The organism is Borrelia anserina Es (assembly GCF_001936255.1).
Classification (GTDB): domain Bacteria; phylum Spirochaetota; class Spirochaetia; order Borreliales; family Borreliaceae; genus Borrelia; species Borrelia anserina.
Map to the genome: position 1 here is coordinate 404,019 of NZ_CP013704.1, position 20,252 is coordinate 424,270.

The 20,252-nt window shown below is 29.6% G+C and carries 19 protein-coding genes and 2 pseudogenes; 14 read left to right on the forward strand and 7 right to left on the reverse strand.

Features of this window, described 5'->3' with window-relative positions:
• Positions 1 to 27 precede the first annotated feature (27 nt).
• Complete coding sequence (locus N187_RS01925) at positions 28 to 1,350, forward strand: SH3 domain-containing protein (protein WP_236844018.1); 1,323 nt, start codon at positions 28 to 30, stop codon at positions 1,348 to 1,350.
• 12 nt (positions 1,351 to 1,362) lie between these two features.
• Complete coding sequence (locus N187_RS01930; protein WP_075550315.1) at positions 1,363 to 2,019, forward strand: ankyrin repeat domain-containing protein; 657 nt, start codon at positions 1,363 to 1,365, stop codon at positions 2,017 to 2,019.
• A gap of 5 nt (positions 2,020 to 2,024) precedes the next feature.
• Here the strand turns inward: N187_RS01930 and N187_RS05025 are convergent.
• Both N187_RS05025 and N187_RS05030 read right to left on the reverse strand, forming a co-directional pair.
• Positions 2,025 to 2,432: pseudogene (locus N187_RS05025) on the reverse strand (hypothetical protein); the annotation flags it as partial.
• On the reverse strand, positions 2,428 to 2,790 hold the full coding sequence (locus N187_RS05030) for a hypothetical protein (RefSeq protein ID WP_233275053.1): 363 nt from the start codon (positions 2,788 to 2,790) through the stop codon (positions 2,428 to 2,430). The gene N187_RS05030 and the pseudogene N187_RS05025, both read right to left, overlap by 5 nt.
• A gap of 145 nt (positions 2,791 to 2,935) precedes the next feature.
• Between N187_RS05030 and N187_RS01940 the strand changes: the two genes are divergently transcribed.
• Complete coding sequence (locus N187_RS01940) at positions 2,936 to 4,126, forward strand: dicarboxylate/amino acid:cation symporter (protein ID WP_025419586.1); 1,191 nt, start codon at positions 2,936 to 2,938, stop codon at positions 4,124 to 4,126.
• 34 nt (positions 4,127 to 4,160) lie between these two features.
• Here N187_RS01940 and proS read toward each other — a convergent pair whose 3' ends face one another.
• The gene (gene proS / locus N187_RS01945) at positions 4,161 to 5,627 is read right to left on the reverse strand and encodes a proline--tRNA ligase (protein WP_025419587.1); all 1,467 of its coding nucleotides are present in this window, start codon (positions 5,625 to 5,627) and stop codon (positions 4,161 to 4,163) included.
• Between the two features lie 461 nt (positions 5,628 to 6,088).
• On the opposite strand from proS, the gene N187_RS04900 reads away from it, so the two are divergent.
• The 3 genes and pseudogenes from N187_RS04900 to N187_RS01955 all read left to right on the forward strand — a co-directional run bounded on the left by N187_RS04900 (position 6,089) and on the right by N187_RS01955 (position 7,977).
• Positions 6,089 to 6,412: a hypothetical protein gene (locus N187_RS04900; protein ID WP_156922696.1), complete on the forward strand. Its 324-nt coding sequence runs from the start codon at positions 6,089 to 6,091 to the stop codon at positions 6,410 to 6,412.
• A 46-nt stretch (positions 6,413 to 6,458) separates the two neighbouring features.
• Positions 6,459 to 6,947 (forward strand): annotated as a pseudogene (locus N187_RS01950) (BAPKO_0422 family outer member beta-barrel protein); the annotation flags it as partial.
• A gap of 10 nt (positions 6,948 to 6,957) precedes the next feature.
• A complete protein-coding gene (locus N187_RS01955; RefSeq protein WP_075550316.1) occupies positions 6,958 to 7,977 on the forward strand; it encodes a DUF3996 domain-containing protein in 1,020 nt (339 codons plus the stop codon).
• 50 nt (positions 7,978 to 8,027) lie between these two features.
• Here N187_RS01955 and manA read toward each other — a convergent pair whose 3' ends face one another.
• Both manA and N187_RS01965 read right to left on the reverse strand, forming a co-directional pair.
• A complete protein-coding gene (manA, locus tag N187_RS01960) occupies positions 8,028 to 9,143 on the reverse strand; it encodes a mannose-6-phosphate isomerase, class I (protein ID WP_025419590.1) in 1,116 nt (371 codons plus the stop codon).
• Complete coding sequence (locus N187_RS01965; RefSeq protein ID WP_025419591.1) at positions 9,133 to 11,007, reverse strand: fructose-specific PTS transporter subunit EIIC; 1,875 nt, start codon at positions 11,005 to 11,007, stop codon at positions 9,133 to 9,135. Before N187_RS01965 ends, manA begins: the two co-directional genes overlap by 11 nt.
• Positions 11,008 to 11,126: 119 nt before the next feature.
• On the opposite strand from N187_RS01965, the gene N187_RS01970 reads away from it, so the two are divergent.
• Genes N187_RS01970 through N187_RS05020 form a run of 3 tightly spaced genes read left to right on the forward strand, consistent with a single transcriptional unit; the run spans position 11,127 to position 13,410 of the window.
• Entirely contained in the window at positions 11,127 to 11,774 is a 648-nt protein-coding gene (locus N187_RS01970) for a hypothetical protein (RefSeq protein ID WP_025419592.1), read from the forward strand.
• Positions 11,771 to 12,649 (forward strand): DNA/RNA non-specific endonuclease, encoded by an 879-nt coding sequence (locus N187_RS01975; RefSeq protein ID WP_025419593.1) that lies wholly within the window; start codon positions 11,771 to 11,773, stop codon positions 12,647 to 12,649. The genes N187_RS01970 and N187_RS01975 overlap by 4 nt, the downstream gene beginning before the upstream one ends.
• Positions 12,646 to 13,410 (forward strand): hypothetical protein, encoded by a 765-nt coding sequence (locus tag N187_RS05020; protein WP_075550317.1) that lies wholly within the window; start codon positions 12,646 to 12,648, stop codon positions 13,408 to 13,410. Before N187_RS01975 ends, N187_RS05020 begins: the two co-directional genes overlap by 4 nt.
• Positions 13,411 to 13,412: 2 nt before the next feature.
• Here N187_RS05020 and N187_RS01985 read toward each other — a convergent pair whose 3' ends face one another.
• Positions 13,413 to 14,009, reverse strand: a complete 597-nt coding sequence (locus tag N187_RS01985; RefSeq protein ID WP_025419594.1) for a diacylglycerol/polyprenol kinase family protein — start codon at positions 14,007 to 14,009, stop codon at positions 13,413 to 13,415.
• Positions 14,009 to 14,956: a peptidylprolyl isomerase gene (locus N187_RS01990; protein ID WP_233275054.1), complete on the reverse strand. Its 948-nt coding sequence runs from the start codon at positions 14,954 to 14,956 to the stop codon at positions 14,009 to 14,011. The genes N187_RS01985 and N187_RS01990 overlap by 1 nt, the downstream gene beginning before the upstream one ends.
• A 213-nt stretch (positions 14,957 to 15,169) precedes the next feature.
• Between N187_RS01990 and N187_RS01995 the strand changes: the two genes are divergently transcribed.
• The 5 genes from N187_RS01995 (at position 15,170) to N187_RS02015 (ending at position 20,252) form a co-directional block, all read left to right on the forward strand.
• The gene (locus N187_RS01995) at positions 15,170 to 15,991 is read left to right on the forward strand and encodes a protein-glutamate O-methyltransferase (protein ID WP_038443384.1); all 822 of its coding nucleotides are present in this window, start codon (positions 15,170 to 15,172) and stop codon (positions 15,989 to 15,991) included.
• Entirely contained in the window at positions 15,966 to 17,225 is a 1,260-nt protein-coding gene (gene cheB, locus N187_RS02000) for a chemotaxis-specific protein-glutamate methyltransferase CheB (RefSeq protein ID WP_084797385.1), read from the forward strand. The genes N187_RS01995 and cheB overlap by 26 nt, the downstream gene beginning before the upstream one ends.
• A gap of 23 nt (positions 17,226 to 17,248) precedes the next feature.
• Positions 17,249 to 18,457, forward strand: a complete 1,209-nt coding sequence (locus N187_RS02005) for a TraB/GumN family protein (protein ID WP_025419596.1) — start codon at positions 17,249 to 17,251, stop codon at positions 18,455 to 18,457.
• Between the two features lie 39 nt (positions 18,458 to 18,496).
• Positions 18,497 to 19,129 carry an adenylate kinase gene (locus N187_RS02010; RefSeq protein ID WP_025419597.1) on the forward strand — a complete coding sequence of 211 codons (633 nt, stop codon included), beginning with the start codon at positions 18,497 to 18,499 and terminating at the stop codon, positions 19,127 to 19,129.
• 106 nt (positions 19,130 to 19,235) lie between these two features.
• Positions 19,236 to 20,252: a hypothetical protein gene (locus tag N187_RS02015; protein ID WP_025419598.1), complete on the forward strand. Its 1,017-nt coding sequence runs from the start codon at positions 19,236 to 19,238 to the stop codon at positions 20,250 to 20,252.

Consider the following 20,252-nt stretch of genomic DNA (forward strand, 5'->3'; position numbering starts at 1 on the left):
GCTAATAAAAACTACCAGAACTTTAACATGGATAAAAAATTAATTTATATTTTACTAATCATATTATTTCTTTCTTATCTCTCTTGTTTCAATAAGAATAATAAATACAAATACGGAATTGTTCTAGATTCAAACAATAGAGAAAAACTTCCAAATGGATCACTTGTAAACATAGAAGATACTAATCAAGAAAAAAAAACAATTACAATAAGCTATAATGGGATAAAATTTATCGTACATAAATTCATAATAGAAAAGTTTCAAACAAAAAAAGAAGCAGAAAAATTTCAAGTAAGTATTCAACCATATGTAAGCAAATATGCTATAAGTAAAAAAGATCTCTTGCCCCTTAGAACCTCTCCAGACAGCTATGTAGAAAACATAATATATCGCATTCCAAAAGAAACCATATTAAAAATAATATATATTGGAGAAGAAACAAAAGCAGGTTCACTTAAAGGAAGATGGATACAAGTCTTAACAAAAGATGGATACAAAGGTTATGTTTTTGATTACTCACTTGAAGTGTTCGATAATATTACAGGCACAATAATCACAAGTCCATTAGATCAAGCTTCCCAGGATCATGCAACCAACACATTTAAAAACATTAAATATTTAAGACCACTCTACTACGAAAAAATGATAGCCAATAACACTTATAATACCAACTTATTAAGAGAAGATTATGGGCTATTTTTTACTCACAAAAATGAAATAAAAATCAATATACCTGAATTAACCCTACACTTCAAATTCAATGCTGTTGAAGAGGTAAAACCTAATGGATTTTTATTTAGATCTGAAACCTCAAAGGAAGATTTTATTCTCTTATTAAAAGAAACCCAAAACTACTACAAGTCAATTATAAAAGCTAAAGAACGAAACCTCGAGGCAACATTCGTTATTATTGAACAAAATATTAAAAAAATTATTCTTGAAGCAGAAAAACAAAATCAAAATCTAATAAGTAGATTAATATCCTATGGAACATTAATAAACAAACAATATGGAAATCTTGAATTTAAAAGCGATAAAACCTTTGTTTGGGAAATAGATAAAAAAATTTATAATCTCCCAAATTCTGGAACATTTGAAATAATAGGACTTAACCCAAAGCTACAAATTTCATATAAAAACGCCATCAAATTAATAACTAAGGAAAGAAAAGAATACTTTTGTCTACTAGACTATACAAATAATGCCTTACAACTCATATTTATATCCCCTAAAAGTGTTGAAGACGGTTTAATAATCACTGATGACAAAGACAAAATGGCAGTCATACTGTTTAATAACGATCAACCTAAGCAAAATATGCTTACAAAACAATCTCAACACACTACTTAAAAGTTAAAATCAATGAAAACATTGTTAATGCTACTCTTAACACAACTTATTACATTTTCAAATGTAAATGAGAACATAAAAATCATAAAAGAATTATCACAAACAATTTATAGTCTTAGCAGCAGAGAATATGAAATAAACAAAAAAAAATTCGATAAGTTTGTAGAGTCAATAGACTTAAATAACAGTAATCTGTTAAAAGAGTTACAAAAAATAAAAAATGAATTTCTAATTACATCTGTATACTTCCAAAACATAACAGGTACTTTAATATCACTAAATCTCGCTGCAGAAATAAATTTCAAATACAAAATATCTCCCCTATCAATCTCAATAATCAATAATGATTTTCAAACTACAAAAACATTAATAGAATACGGAATGCAAATCAATAAAATAGATGAAACAGAACATTCATCAATATTTTGGGCAATATACTTAAGCAATAAAAAAATATTTAATCTTTTAAAAGAAAAAGGTGCTGATTTAAGTCTTACTCTTAATAATGGAAAAACACCTATACAAGCTGCAATAGAAACTGAAAATGCTGATTTAATAGAGTTATTACTGAAACAAAACGTTTATATTAAAGATGAATATAAAAAAGAAGTTAAGAATTTAAAAAATAAAAAAATAAAAAATCTTCTAAAAAAGTATAAAATAATATAAGACAACTAATATTCATCTAATATTTCAATATTCTTATCCTTCTCAAAAAGATCTTTATACACAAAAAACTTTTTACTAAGCTCTTCCTTTAAATCCTTAGAAAAAGGAGCATTGCATCACATTATCCTAAGAAGCATTTTCTCAAGTATTGGAACTCCCCCTATTCTACTTATCTAACCAAAGGAAATAATCATCTACAAAGAAATTATTAATATTGCCTTTCTTAATAAATTTAGAATAGTACTCATAATATTGACTGGTTATTCCTTTTTCCATACATCTAAAAGATGCTTGATCTTTTGCAAGCTGCCAAAAAAATCTCCAATACCAAAAATGATAGCTTTTCTTAAATCCTTAGAATACATAGGTATTAATATCTTACCTCGCCCTATAGCTCGATTTCTAATATCAATATGAAATTAAAGATTTAAGTTCATTACCGAGAGTACTTGAAAGAAAGGCTGCAAATCTCAATAAAATTTTCTGTTCAATAGTCAAATTCAAGACATTTTTGATTATTGATTTCAAAAATTCCCAATAAATGTTAATTATTCGTCTATATTTATCAATTCTGTTACCTTCTTGTTCTGATTGTGAACTCAAATAATCCAACAACACTTTATGAAGTCTTAAACCAATATTCTTATCACTCAAGATAAGATTCCTGTAATAACCATCGATAAAAAAATTTTTATCATGTTCTTCTACGACATCAATTTCAGATAACTTTAAATTCAAATCTGTATTAACCAAGTCAGGATACTGACACAAAAACTTTCCTTTCCACTCTTTAAAATCGAAATTACCTATATATTTTAATATAAATAGGATTGCTAAAAGTTTATATTTAACAAAAAATCTAGTAAGATTTATTATACTATGAATACTATTTTTCAAACTTACAAAGGAACAACTTATGAATACAAAAGTAAAATTCTTTCTAACAATGCCTATTGGAATATTACTTGGATTGTTTCTTCCCTCTGAAGCTTATAATATACTGTCACAAATATTCATAAGGTTAGCTTATTTTTCACTAATTCCTTTTTTAATATTCTCAATTCCACTTGGAATAGAAAACATTATTGAGAATAAAAAATTCAGAAGATTATTTGGAAAAACAATATATTATGGAATCTTAATTAACATCATAGGAGCACTCATATCAATTGCAATTGCAACAATATATCTACCACAAAGAATTCCAATACTAGACAAAAATATTCGAAATCTATATACGTTTGATAAAACAACATTTCTTGAAACATTTTTTCCAAAAAATATTTTTACAATACTAACAAACAGTAATCCAAATCTTTTAAGTATCTATATTATTTCAATCATCATTGGCACTAGTTTTTACTATGCAAAACAAAAAGGAAGAATTGCTAGAGAACTTATTTTAAGCATCTCAAATCTCTTTTACAATGCAAACGGAATAGTTGTCAAACTACTCCACTTTGGAATTATTTTCATTACAGCATCATATACTATAAATTTAACAAAATTTAAAAACTATCAATATTACATTGACAGCATAATTTTCTTATCATTATGGACAATTATTATTATCCTAATAATAATTCCAATGATTAGCTATCGATTTACCAAAAACTTTAAATTATCATATAAGAACATCTTAATATCCATACAAAACATAATATTTGCAGGTTTAACGATGGACACCTATGCGCCCTATTCTATTTTAATAGAAGATATTAAAAATGAAAAAATAAAAGTAAAAAAATCAATAATAACAAATATACCGATAATCAACTTTATTTCCAAATCTGGAACAATTTTTATATCAACAATTTCATTTTTCATTATTTTAAAATCCTACTCTAGTTTGCCCATATCAATCTATGAAATAGGCTATATGAGCGTATTAGCATTTCTCTGCATTTTCGCATTCCCACACATACCAAATAGTTTAATTTACATAATCACAATGCTATGTTCAACTTACACAAAAGGAATTGAGCTTAGTCATTCTAATATAATACCAATACTCCCAATCTTAACATCTCTAGCTCTAATGATAGATTTCACCTCCAATATTGCAATAATGCAAATAATAGATTTGAATGAACTAAAAGATACTTAAATTAATTTTTAAATAAATTTAAATGAACTAAACATTAGTAAGCTCTTGCAAACAAGGCAAGGTCCTTGGCTGCTGAGTTGCAATAAATACAAGTCAAATTATCTAAAGTCCTATTTTTAAAATCTTCAGGAATGCACCGTATTGTAGCCTTTGTATCATTTTTAATACTCTCTTCACAAACTTTATTTCCACACCATGAAGAAAGCACAAATCCCAAATGCTCACTGATATAAGTCTTAAAAATGTAATAGTCATCTTCTTTAGACCCAATAATTTCTTTAGTATGCAAATTTCTAAACCTTAGTGCCCTATTAAACAATGCACATTGCATAGCCTCAAGCTCATGTCTCATTTTAGATGACAGCTCTCTAACTGATACCTGATACTTAGAGTTTTTATCCTTATCCCTTCTAGCAACAGTTACACAATCCATAAGAATATCATTAGAACCTATCTCAATACGTATTGGAATACCCTTAAGTTCTGCAGCCGCAAATCTAAATCCTGGAGAATTCTTAATATCCCTATCAAGTTCAACTCTAAACTTTTCCCTTTTTAAAATATTAAAAATAGTAGTAGAATATTCAAGTACCTTTTTATTAGCCTCATCATCTCCTTTAAAAATAGGAACAATAATAATTTCAATTGGTGCTATTTTTGGGGGCAATATCAAACCTTTGTTATCCGCATGAACCATAATCAATGCCCCAATTAACCTAGTTGAAACTCCCCAACTAGTTGCAAAAACATATTCCATCTCACCTCTCTTGTTCTGGAACTTAACATCAAAAGCCTTAGCAAAATTTAATCCTAAATAATGAGATGTTCCTAATTGTAAAGCTTTTTTATCTTGCATCAATGCTTCAATTGTGTAGGTAGACACAGCACCTGCAAATTTTTCACTTTCCGTCTTTTGCCCACAAAATACAGGAATAGACAAATAATCTTCAACAAACCTTTTATAAAGATTTAAAATAAATAAAACCTCCTCTTCAGCTTCCTTAGCAGTTTCATGTGCAGTATGTCCTTCTTGCCACAAAAATTCAGTGGTACGGAGAAATGGTCTTGTTCTTTTCTCCCAACGAATAATATTTGCCCATTGATTTATCTTAACAGGCAAATCTCTATAAGACTTTATCCATTTGCTATACATATTCCAAATAACCGTCTCAGAAGTAGGCCTTAAAACCAAAGATTTTGACAATTCTTCACCACCAGCAGTTGTTACAATAGCAAGCTCTGGTGAGAAACCCTCAACATGTTCCTTTTCTCTTTCCAAAAACTCATAAGGAATAAGCAATGGGAAATATGCATTTTCATGTCCTGTTTCTTTAAACTTACCATCAAGCACACTCTTAATTCTCTCCCAAATAGCATATCCATAAGGCATAATAACCATACACCCTTTAACAGGGCTATAATCAACTAGTTTCGCCTTTTGTACTATATCCAAATACCATTTAGAAAATTCTTCTTCCTTTGAAGAAATAAAATCACCCATAAACTTCACCTTTCTTTTAAAAATTTTCATTATAAAAAACAATGCAATTTGCTTTGAAAAGAAAAAAATCTCTTCCGACTTATAATTAATGACATTTTATCTACAATAATTATCCATCTAAATACTACTTAATCTTTAACCAACAAGAAAATAGTAAAAGTACTAAATAAAAATTATTATACAATAAAAATATGCCTCTAAAACCTATAAACAAGATAAAAAAGTAAATTTACTCACAAGACAAACCTATACGTAAATTTATATTTATTTATATTTATATTAAAAATATGTTTGACATATTTTTAATATAAATCTTTGCTATAATATTTACTTTATAAATTGTAAAGATATTGTCTATGTTCTATAACAGGTATTTGAAAAAGATATGTAGAAAACCATTTATAAGTTTAATCATAATGTCATACCAAAAATCCAAACCAAAAGGAAATGTCAAGAATACTATGCATAAATCTACGTTCACCAGTTCTAAAAAATCAGGACGACATGTCATCGACACTGCTAGTTTCTTAACTTATGACATTTTAAAACTGAACCAAAAGCTAATCTTAACTAACAAACAAAATTTTAATACTAAAAATATACAAAATAAAAAAAGCACAGAAATATTAGATACTGGAGAATCTCTTCATACACTATATTTCATGAAACATAATGTTAAGAATTGTAACCACTTAATCAGATATAATTGGAGGAAAAATTATGAAACCATTATTAAAATTGATTATGATCTTTTTAGCAAGTCTATCTGTTGCAACAACAATTGATACATCAGCGCTTAATAAGATATTAAATGAGCAACAAATTCAAGATAGGTCATTTGGAATAGGGTTTGGAATTGGTAACCCTATCACCAATATTATAATTAATTTTCCATATGTAGACATAGATTTTGGATATGGAGGATTTAATGGATTACAACCCAACAATTTCATCCCCTATGTTGTCTTTGGAATTGACATCCTCTTTAAAGAAGAAATTTATCAAAACACAACAATTACTGGTGGACTCGGAATAGGCACAGACTTGTCTCAGATAAAATCAAATGATCAAGATGCTTCAAATATACAACAAGGAAATAATAACACTAAGAAAGATCAATTCTCAATAACCTCATCTAACAATAGATTGGGAATTGTACTTAGACTTCCTATTATACTAGAATACAGTTTCTTAACTAACGTTGTAATAGGCTTCAAGGCTGTAACAACACTTGGAGGAACAATGACATTAAATCCCACATCAATGGAAGGAATAAGATTTGGATTTTTTGGTTTTGGATTCATAAAAATATACATATAAGGAAAAATGAATGGAAAAAAAAGCAAAAAAAATAGTCATATTATTGTTAATATTTAATTTATACTATTCTGCTTTTTCTCAATCTAACAATGCTTATTCCATAGAATGTAAAAAAAAAGATGATGGAACCATATGCATCACAAATGATAAACCTACCTCTGAAAAACCTAAACCTACCTCTGAAAAACTTAAACCTACCTCTGAAAAACCTAAACCTACCTCTGAAAAACCTAAACCTACCTCTGAAAAACCTAAACCTACCTCTGAAAAACCTAAACCTACCTCTGAAAAACCTAAACCTACCTCTGAAAAACCTAAACCTACCTCTGAAAAACCTAAACCTACCTCTGAAAAACCTAAACCTACCTCTGAAAAACCTAAACCTACCTCTGAAAAACCTAAACCTACCTCTGAAAAACCTAAACCTACCTCTGAAAAACTTAAACCTACCTCTGAAAAACCTAAACCTACCTCTGAAAAACCTAAACCTACCTCTGAAAAACCTAAACCTACCTCTGAAAAACCTAAACAACACATCACTAAAAAAAATCATTACGCAATCAAAAGTATAAAGAATCCTTTTTCATTTGCAGTAGGAACAGGAACTGGAAATCCCCTTATTAATCTTTTAATTTCAATTCCGTATATAGATATCGATCTGGGATATGGTAGTTTCCTATACTTCAGTTCTGCAAATTTTAAGCCTTACAATTTAATTGCTGTTGACCTAACTTTTAGACAACAAATAGGAACATCTTTAATAATCGGAGGAGGGTTTGGAATTGGGATAGATTGGTCCCAAGCAAATTTAATTCCACCTGGAGCTCAACAACCCTCCCCTTATAATAGAATAGGAATAGTCGCCAGACTACCTTTATCAATTGAATATAAAGTTGCAAAAAACTTGTCATTAGGATTTAAAACTTATCCTACAATTGGTCCAACAATACTCCTTACAGAACCAAAAATAATATTTGAAGGACTGCGATTTAAATTCTTTGCAATTGGATTCATCAGAGTTTTTATATAAATTTATACAAATAATTAAACCCTTACTAAATTCAAACGACCAAAATTCTGTTATAAAGAGAGTGCAATAAAAATTTCGCCCTCTCCACAAATTAATAATTCCTCACCAAAATTTCTTATAAATACGCTCTCTCCCTTCTTAAGGAAAAACTTATTATTAATCTGAATTTTCCCATTCATAACTAACAATATCATTACACCATCTTGTTTAAAGCAAATTTTTTCATTTATGTTTCTCTGTAATAAACTCAAATCAGTACCTGGAAGCTTAAATACATTAAAACCATCAATATTTTCACTCCTTAATAAGGAGACCATCCCCTCTTCAAACTTACCAACCTTAAGCATCTCATCCTTATCAATATATTTAGTGGTAAGACCTGCTCTAATCACATTGTCCGAATTAGTCATAAGTTCAAGGCATTCACCCTTAAGATAAGCATGAACTTCTTGACTTTCTGTATAAAGTACTTCGCCCGGATTTAATTTAAAAATACGCATCCCTAAAAACACTAAAAGACCAATATCTACCCCATATATCTTATGAATTTCATTAAACCAATAAGCTCTAAAATCATCTATGGAACCCAAATTTTCTTTTATTTTACTAATAGCATTCTCGATTTCATACTTTTGCAAACTAAATACATTTCTTATAAACTCTTTATGTGTTGTAAAATGAAAATCTAATTTCAACTTTCTACATATACTGATAATTTCAAAGAGAGGCAAAAATCCTTTAAGAGCATAAAAATCGCTTAATGCATAAACAAGCTCTACCTTTGGATTCTGATCCTTATAAATCCTCTCAAAATCATTAATACCTATGCCTTTAACATTTTCAAGTTCAAAGCCTTTTAAAGCAGTCTCTTTTGAAGGATGTATCTGAATTGATAGAGGCCTTTGGGCTGAGAGAACCTTAAATAAAAATGGTAATTCACCCTTACATCCCAAAAGATCATCATAATTTTCTAAAAAATCACAAAGAGCAATATACTGACCATCAACTAATATCTTACTAGAAAATGTCTTATGTGCTCCAAGCCACATCTCGGCCTTAGGTAAACCATCTTCCCTCTGACCCAAAAGATAGGGGATGAAACTAATTCCACCCCAATCGTATTCCTTAATTTCATTTCTCATCAAAAATATATTATCAACTCTCATTAGATTCCTTAACTTTTAAAGATTTTAAAAAGATAACCAAACTTGTCGCAACGGCAACACCAACAGCTATTGCAATAACAAATCCTAATTTATTATCAACTACAGGAAGAACTATTGGCCCTCCGTGTGGAGCATGATCTGCAACCCCTAAAAATGCCGCAATAATACTTGCAACAGCACCTCCAATTACTATTGAAGGTAACACCCTTGCAGGATCACTAGCAGCAAAAGGAATAGCTCCCTCACTAATACCAATAAATGAAATTAAGAAAGATATTTTTCCAGACTCTCGCTCTTCCTCTTCAAATAATTTAGGCATAATTAGAGTAGCAAGTCCCATAGCCATAGGAGGAACAGGAATAGCTGATGCAACCATACCCATTATCTGTGGAACTTGAGGAATCATACCGACACCAAAAAGGAATGCAACTTTATTAAAGGGTCCTCCCATATCAACTGATACCATAGCACCAAGTATTAATCCAAGCAATAATTTCCCTATAATACCATAAGCCTGTGAGTCATTATGAAGCGATTTAAGGCTACTTTCAAGTAATTCCATAAATTGACCAATATAAACACCCACGTAAATCATGAAAAGTCCAATAATAACAGTGCTTATTAACGGAATTACAAATATAGGCATTACAGGCTTAAGCCATTCAGGAATCTTTCTCTTTGCTATCCATTTAGCAACAAAACCTGCCATAAAACCCACAAGTATCGCTCCTAAAAATCCTGCCTTGGTATCTCTGGCAAGTACACCACCTACAAGACCTGGTGCAAGACCTGGTTTATCAGCAATTGCCATAGCAATAAATCCTGAAAGCACTGGCAACATCATGCCAAAAGCCACACCACCAATATCTGTAATTGTCTTATAAAAAGGATAATCATTAAAATTTGGACCATCAGAACCAACTCCTGCAAAGGATATCCCAAGAGCTATCAAAATACCACCACTTGCTACAATTGGAATCATAGGAGAGACACCACTCATTAAATACTTATAAAAACCAAACTTACTCTCACCAGATTTACCTTTATTAATATGAACATTTTCATAATTTAATATGGGAGCCCCAAATGCTTCTTTAATAACATTTTCTACATTGTTGATAGCCCTTGAAGTTGAAACCTTGTAAACTCTTTTACCACTAAATCTCTCTTCATCAACATCCTTATCCACCGCAAGTATTACAACATCAGCAGCTTTAATATCTGTCTCTGTTAAAGGATTATCAATACCAATAGATCCTTGTGTCTCAACTTTAATGCTATACCCTTGTTTCTTAGCTTCCATTTCAAGCTTCTTAGCAGCAATATATGTATGAGCAATTCCTACAGGACAAGCACAAACAGCTAATATTCTTTCTGGCTTAGATACACTGCCAGAATCATCTGTAGAAGTGTTTTCAACATTTTCTATATAAGAATAAATCTCATCAGAATTATTAATAACTTTTAATACATTTTTAAAACAATCGTTTTCAAACAACTTGGCTATGAAAGCTATCGATTTGATGTGATCACTACCTTGTTGACTTCTAGACATACAAATTAAAAATATCAAATTAACAGGAGGATTATCATCAGACCATTTTATGCCTTCGCCTTTTATATAAAGCAAGGAAATAAAACTTGATTCAACAACATCCCCTATAAAATGAGGAATAGCAACCCCATTCTCCCAAGATGTATCACTGATATTCTCTCTTTCAAGCAATCCCTTAAGAAATCCAGACCTATCATTTGTATATCCTCTCTTACTTACTTGATCAACTAAAAAATTAATTGCCTCATCCTTGGAACTTATTTCAGTAGATATAAAAATAAGTTCTTTCTTTAAAAAATCTAAAAACATAACCTTAACCTCCTAAGCACCTATACTAATTTTACCATAGTACAAACATCAAACATCTTCTTCCTCACCCCCACTTCTTTATTTCCAAATTATTTTATATGATTTAATTTAATTCTATTATGAAAAAAATAATCAACTTTTGCTTTTTATTACTATATACTAATTTATATTCTGCAAATAATGAAGTACAAAAGAAAGACAAAGCAAATACAAAAGAAAGTCTTACACTAAAAGAAAGATCAAGTAATAATGAAAATGATTTTCTCTCGGTCAACAGAGGATTTACCTATTCAACGGGAACAGGAATTGGAACAGGATTTTTTTTAAATTCAAAAATCAATCACATAATATTTAGACCTTATTACGTATTTTCTATTAACAATCTTGATTTAATGGCTGTTTGTATGATCTTAATGATTGAAGAATACAACATATCTAAAAAAATAAAATACTCAAGTTCCCATATTGGAGCAGGAATAAACTGGCACATCATAAATTTGTCTAAAAAAATGAAATATTTGTCTTCCACTACAGGTATTGGTATACGATTTTACCTCTCAACAAACATAATAGGAGATTTCAAATTTTATGGCAAATTACCTTATACAATAGAACCATACATATTCTTTGAATTCTCTACAAAAAAAGCCACACCCTATTTAAACATATACTCAAAAATTGAATGTCTATTGCTCGATACATTCAATATTTCTTTTGATTTTGGCATTAGATATAATCTTAAAAATAGCAAAGAGGTAAACCCATGAAAAGGAAGTTAAAAATCTTATTATGTTTTTATATATTAATCTTACTGGGAACTTTATTCCTATATCAAAACCCTAAGATCTTAAATAAAATAAAAGAAATAGCTTCTAATTATTTAGAAAAACTCAAAGATAGAATATACGAACCTGAAATTCCAGCAGAACTAGAAGAAAAATATCTCTTACCAAAGGGATATCTTACTACCCAAGTTCTACATAAAAAATACTACTCCTTAGGGTATGCTGAGAGTGCAAGACAATCAGAATGGGTCGCTTATCAATTAAAAAGAGAAATGGTTGAATTAGCTTTAAACTTGCTTAGAACAGGTAAAATAAAGAGAAGTAAAACATTTTTTGAAGATAAAGACATAAAAGGAATAGCTCCCAAGCTAAGCGATTATCTAAGAAGCGGATATGACAGAGGTCACATAGTTAGTTCTGCTGACATGTCTTTTTCCAAAGATGCAATGCTAGATACCTATTTTCTATCAAATATATCTCCTCAACAAAGAGAATTCAACTCAGGGATCTGGCTTAAACTTGAAAAACTAGTTAGAAAATGGGCTATATTAAAAAAAAAGCTATACATTGTTAGTGCAGGAATTTTAACAGAAAATAAAGGATTTATTGGAAAGAATAAGATTTTAGTACCAAAAAATTTTTATAAAATAGTACTATCATTAAACAACAACTCTTATGATATAGTAGCTTTCATTATTCCAAATGAAAAAGCTGAAAACTTAGAATTAAGAAATTACACTGTGAATGTTAACTTAATTGAAGCAAAAACTAAAATAGATTTCTTTGCCAAACTTGATGCTAGAATAAAAAAAATAATTAAAATGAGAAAAACACTAAATTCTTGGGAATTCAGATGAAAACACTCTTTACAAAATTAAACATTTTCTTGCTTACAACCGTCACTTTAGGAATAATTGTTATATCAATATTTATATATTACGTAAACTTTAGTATAAACTTCTATACCTACCTTGTTAAAATTTATAATCAAAACTTGTTAATTTTGGTTAATAAATTCTTTATCTTCATCATTGGAATCATAGGCTCCATTTGGGCATACATTAACTATAAAAGAACAAACAACATACAATTTGTATTTTTTTATTGTTTTACTTGTATATATATACTTGATCCCATTTCAATTTTTAAATATTATCTTTTAAATAATATATTAAGCCTAGAATTTTATTATTTCATGAAATTTTATCACCTAATAACCGTATTTTCATCACTAAATTTATTTTTTCTTAGCTTATATATATGTGATTTCAAGATAAAATCAATAACTTATACTATTTACTTAATTTTTACTTTTTCGATGCTCTATATCTCTCTAGTCCCTATTAATGCTTATGAACACACATATAATTTCTTCTCTTCAACAGTAAACAACAAATTTTATGCTTATTTATTCTTGCTACTAATACCAATAAACTTTTTAGTAGCATGCTTAAGGAAAAAAAACCTCAGCTACTTTTTACTGTTTGTATCAATATTACTAATAGTATTAGGAATTTACATCAATTCTATTGAAATATCCTATGCCTTTATCCCAATCTTAATAGGAACACCAATATACTTAAAAGAAGCAGGTAAACTTTTCTTCTATTGGTTATAACATTAAGCAATCAACACAAAAGACAAAGTCGATACTCCTATAGGCAAAAACAAATTATCATATTTTGCAAAATCAAAAAGTTCTACAAACACGGCTCCTATCCCAACAACTGATGCTAGCATGAAGCTTGGAAAAAAGTAATAACAAACAATAAAAGCAACCCAAAAAACAGTCACACTACCTGAGAATGTTTTATTATTTACAAGTCTAAAAGATGGAATGAGTTTTCCAAAAAGACTTGCAAGTCCATCTCCAAGACATGCAGAAAATATCCCAATATAACTAAAAGGCTTATCTATAAGAAAATAAGTAAAAAACATACTCACTATCAAAAATATTGGTGAGAGAGATATTTTGCATGAAGACGCTTCTCTAGACTTTACTATTATTGTTGATATAGCTTTGATAAAAAACAAATTTATTCCCATGATTCTAAATACTTCTAAAATTAAGTATACAAACATAAAAAATAGGCTAGATGCAAGACCTACCCAAAAACTTATCTTATAGAAAAATAAAAATATTAAAGCAGAAATATGAAAGAATTTTCTATAAATCTCATATTTAATACTTTCGTTTAAAAAAATTTGATTAAACATTAATTAATTTTCCTCAAAATAACATTAAATTTTACAAAAGAGTTTGCCTTTATAATCTCACCAATGCTTCTCTCTCCATAGGCAAGACTTGGTGGGATTATTATTATCCTTTCTTCCCCCTCACACATATCTAACAACATTATATCCCAACCTTTAATTACTTGACCACGACCAACCATAAACTCTATTGGCTCCCCCCTGTCAATCGAACTATCAAACTTTACTCCACTCAGCAAAAATCCTTCATAATCTACTTTTATAACATTGCCACTTTTAACACTTTTACCATTTCCTCTTTTATTTATCTTGTATAAGATACCACTTCTGTCTTTTTCAAAATCTCTGTAATCCCTATCAATTATCTCAAGCTGATAAGTAATATATTTTTTAGCCTCATCAATTTTTATTTCTTCATAACTCTTTTTTAATTTTAAAAATTCTTTATTGTCAACCCTAAAAGCTTCTGCATCCTCACCAACACGAACAATCCTTACTCTCTCTATTTTATCTCCTTGACGTATACTGCGAACCGTATCCATCCCAAGAACTACCTTACCAAAAATTGAGTGTTTAAGATCAAGGTAAGTAAGATTATCTGCAAGAGTAATAAAAAATTGACTTCCATTGGTGTCAGGGCCTGAATTGGCCATAGAAACAATTCCCGGCTCATTATGACTTAAATCCTTGCTCAATTCATCTGGAAAAACATAACCAGGGCCTCCAGTACCCGATCCGGTAGGATCTCCTGTCTGAATAATAAATCCATCAACAACTCTATGAAAAATAATATTTTCAAAATAAGGCCGATCTGTAACAGAGTTTTTAATAGTACCTTCACTAAGACCAATAAAGTTCATGACTGTCAAAGGTGCAATTTTATAGTAAAGTTCAACTTCTATAGTACCTTTATTTGTATCAATTAATGCAAATATTCCTTTTCTTTCCACTAAATCTTTCCTTTTGTTGCTACAACCTACTAGAACCGAAATCAATAAAAAATAAAACAAACATTTATTCACAAACATATTCCTTAATTTAACAATTATAAATTGCTAGTTAATTGTACTATTTTTATGAAAAAATAGTACAATTAACTAGCAATTTATAATTGTTAAGTACTACTATTTACTAAAGAAATTTACAAAGCTTGGATTTTATAAATGTTAAACATCAGCAATGAACTCCTTATGAAATTTTGTAACTTCATATATGAAAACAGTGGGATCAAATTCGACGAAAAAAATAAAATTGTATTAAAAGGCCGGATTAATGATGCAATACATGAACTTGAGAACATCAATACTCCAAAACAATTATATGAATTAATAACTTTTGACAAATTCAAAAAAGAATACTTCTTAGACCTCGTTACTACTAACTTAACACGATTCTTTAGAAATGAGACTCATTTTGCAACATTTGAGAAATTTATAATTCCAAACTTAATAAACATCAAAACTAAAGAAGGCAAGAATAGAGTTATTATATGGTCTGCTGGATGTTCAACAGGAGAAGAGCCATATTCACTGGCATTTGTTCTTAAATCTCATCTCCCAAAAAATTTTGATTTTATCATCATCGCTTCAGACTTAAGTTTAAAATCCCTAATGATAGCAAAAGAAGGATATTATTCTGTACAAAAATGCGAACATATTCCAATACAATATAAACAGTATATTAAACCCAAAATGGATGGTTACAAGGTAATAGACGATATTAAGAAACACATAAGATTTGACTATCATAACTTAAACTTCGAAAGTGGCTTTTCAAACATAGATGTTGTTTTTTGTCGAAATGTTTTAATATATTTCGATGAAAAGTCAAAAATAAAGGTCTTAAAAAAATTCTACTCCTCTATGGCTGCAAAAAGTTACTTATTCATTGGACACTCAGAATCACTTTTTGGTCTCAATCTTCCTTTCAAATTTTTAAGAACACCTTGGGCAATAATATATGAAAAGGATAATCACAGTGCTTAAAAAAGAAAGTCTAAGTTGTAAAACAAATGTAAGTTATAACTTAATACAAACAGAATCAGAAAAGCAAATCAGAAATGCAAACAAAATTTACGTACTCGTCATTGAAGCTTCTTCTGTTAATAGAAAAGCCATATCAGATATAATAAACTCATCTCCAAAACTTGAAGTTATTGCAACTGCAGCCAATACAGATTTTGCCCTTAAAAAACTTAAAAAACAACCAGACGTAATAATGCTTAGTTTAGAAACAGAAACGCTTAAAGAAATTAATTTCATCAAAAAAAAGAAAAATATTAATAACAAACTCCCTGTTATTATCCTTTCGTCAAACAAAGACATAGCAAAAACCGCTCTCTTAAAAGGTGCTGACGACTTCATAATAAAAACTGAGAACAAATTAGATAGCATAAAAGATAAAATGATAAACTTACTCTCAGTTTATGGCAACAAAACTATAAAAAACAGAATCATATATAACATGAATTCAGAACTCAAAACAAATAAAATTTTGACAAAAAATAGAGACAAAAAAGAAACCTTAAATATAACAGAAACAACAGATATAAATTTAATAATTAAAAAAGATACACCTGAAACTAAAAATCTCAATCAAGAAAAAATAATAGACAAACAAGATTTAAAAAAACTTAAAAAAAGAAAATTCGAAATAGTTGTTATTGGAATATCTACAGGAGGTCCTACAGCACTAAAGGAAATACTACCAGAAATTCCTAAAAACTTTCCTGTTCCAATAATAATTGTTCAACACATGCCCAAAGGATTTACCACAGAATTTGCAAGAAGTCTTAACAATATTTGCAATTTAGTTGTCAAAGAAACAAGTAATAAAGAAATACTTCAAAGAGGATTCATATACATAAGTCCTGGGGGATATCATACAAGAATTAATAAAATAAACAAAAACTACCAAATAGAAGTCTTTGACGCTGAGAATATAAATGGACATAAACCTTCTATAGGCGTGCTATTTAAATCAATATCAGAAAATGTGAAAGAAAAAGCAATAGCTTTAATAATGACCGGAATGGGAAGTGATGGCTCTAGAGAAATTGGAGAAATTAAAAAAGCTGGTGGACTAACTATCGCACAAGATGAAAAAAGTTCATTGGTTTTTGGAATGCCAAAAATAGCAATAGAAGAAAATAATGTAGACTATATAGTTTCAGTAAGCCATATGGTAAAATTATTAAAAGCCATCCTTATTGATGGTTAAATTTTTAAAGACAAGGATAAGCTTTGAACAGCAAAAAAGAGAACAATGAAGACCATTTTTCACATGTCAGCACCCTTGACATAAATCATGATAAAATATACATACTAGGAACAGCACATGTATCAAAAAAAAGTTCACAAGACACAGCAACTTTAATTGAGACAATAAAGCCAGACTTTATTGCCGTTGAACTTGATGAAGCTCGATATCATGCAATCCTAGAAACAGATGAAAACGAAAAGTGGAGAAATTTAGATATATATAAAGTAATAAAGCAAGGAAAAACATTTTTATTAATAGTACAAATCATTTTAAGTAACTTCCAAAAAAAACTAGCAAAAGAACAAGGAATTAATCCTGGAGAAGAGATGAAAACGGCCATTTTAAAATCTAAAGAACATAACATACCGTTAATACTTGCAGACAGGAAAGTCGAGACAACCCTAAAGCGAGCTTGGAATTGTGTTCCTATTCTTGAAAAAGTCAAAATAATATCAAGCCTGTTTTCATTTTCAGATGTAAAAGTTACGAAAGATGAAATTGAAAAGTTAAAAGAACAAGATGTTCTATCAAACATAATGGAAGAACTTGCAAAAGAAATTCCTAATGTAAAAAAAGTTTTAATCGATGAAAGAGATGAATTTATAGCAAGTAAAATACTTGAAGGCTCAGGAAAAATCCTTGCAGTTGTTGGAGCTGGCCATGTAAAGGGAATAATAGCAAACTTAAAAGAAATTAAAGAAAATAAAAAAATTATCAACATTGATGCTCTTAATAGCATACCTAAAACTACCTTTTCAATAAGTAAATTGATATCTTACCTTATAACAATTGCAATTGTTGTACTGATGGCAAGTTCATTCTACTTTAAAGGATTTGATTTCGCCTACAAAAATTTAAAGCTTTGGATAATATATAATTCTGTACTTGCCGGTCTCGCTGCTCTTTTACTAAGAGCCAATATTATAACGGTATTAACAGCATCAATTGGTGCTCCAATATTTTCCCTAATTCCATTTATTGGCACAGGTATGGTTGCAGGTCTTGTCGAGGCTTACATAAATAAGCCAAAAATAAAAGATTTTGAAAAACTACAAGAAGATTTAGATAACATAAAAGGATATTTTAGAAACAAAGTTACAAAAATTTTATTAATAGTATTTTTCGTAAACATTGGATCTGCAATTGGAACAATTGTTGGATTTAAATCTTTGTTAAATATCTTTAGCTAAATGCCAAAAAGAAAAATAAGAGTATACAGGAGTTACACTATGAAACTTATTTTTTTAGGGCCCCCAGGTTCTGGAAAAGGTACAATTGCCAAGATACTCTCAAATAAATTAAATTACTACCACATCTCAACAGGAGATCTATTCAGAGAAAATATATCAAGTGCTACCCCTCTTGGCAAGGAAATCAAACAAATAGTTGAGCATGGACAATTAGTACCCGACTCAATCACAATAAAAATTGTTAAAGATAAAATCGATACCCTCGAAAATAAGGATAACTTTATCCTTGATGGATTTCCCAGAAATATCAATCAAGCCAAAGCTTTAGATCAGTTCCTGACAGATATCACAATCATTAACTTTTTAATTGACAAAGAGATATTAATAAAAAGGCTTTCTGGAAGAAGAATATGCCAGTCCTGCGGCGAAATATTTAATATATACACATTTCCTACAAAAGAAAAGGGGGTTTGTGATCTTTGTAAGGGTATCCTTTACCAAAGAAAAGATGATACAGCAGAATCTTTGAAAGTCAGACTTAAAGAATATCATTTGCAGACAAAACCACTAGTAGATTTTTACTCAAAGAGCAACAGACTCAATAATATAAACGCATCAAAAGAAATTGACAAAGTGGAAAAAAGCTTAATGGAAATAATACTAAAAAATTAGAAAATATTCACTAAAAATAATAATGCTAATAATCTACTTTTTTATTTAAAAAATAAAGTATAATATAAAAAGGATAAGAGAATATCTTATAGGAGCAAGAACTTATATGATAAAAAAATTATTCATGACACTACTCTTTTTACAGACCATGATAATCTATTCAAAAGAAAACCAAGATAAAACGGAATATTTTTATATTAACTTTCAAGCGGCCTATTATCCACCACACGCACTCGGAACCGGGGAAAGCAAGTTTTCTCCAAGTTTTATATCCCCCCAATTTCAATCGGTAGCACCCAATAAACAGATTTCACCTAATTCTTGGGGAAGCATAAAACTAGTATCATATTTGGGTTACTATCACTTTTTTGAGCTTTTAAACAATCCTGATTCACCCTTGCTTAAAAATAATGGAATAGATATTGACTGCCATATTGGAATTTCACCTGTTGTTGCACTACTTAAAGGTAAAATTAGTTTTACTCCCATTGCATTTATCAACCTATACACAGGAGTCGAGTTTGGAATAGGTTGGGAAGGATTTGGATTTAAAGGCATTGGGGTACACATCGGTAATGGACAATACTCAAGAAATCCAGAATTTTACTCTGAAACAATAATAGGAGGAAGACTACAATTCGATCTGAATGCTGTGCTTGACGGAGACTGGACGCATATTATTGCAGTTGCTGGAAACAATATTCTGTATATAAACAATCCACATGCTGATGATAATCAACTTTGGAAGTATAAAGCCGACGAAGGCAAAAATGTAAATGGATTTAAAATAACTCCCTATGCACTCTTAGCCTACAAAATGCCCCTGCCCCTTAATACGATCGGACTTTTATACGAAGGCCAAACATACATTGGACATGCAAGATATATAAGTACAATACAAAATAAAGGATGGGGAAGCAACTTCTTTTATCATAATATCTCCCTTATTTCAAAAGTTGAAATCAAGGAAAATTTAACACTAGACATGCAATTTAAATTCTCAACGGCGCCTATGTATACAGCAAATACATTAGGAATGGCTGATGTCTCAAAAAGGATAAGTGCAAACAATTCATATATTTACTACGATTCTATTGGATTTTCTTTAACTTATAAGATTTAG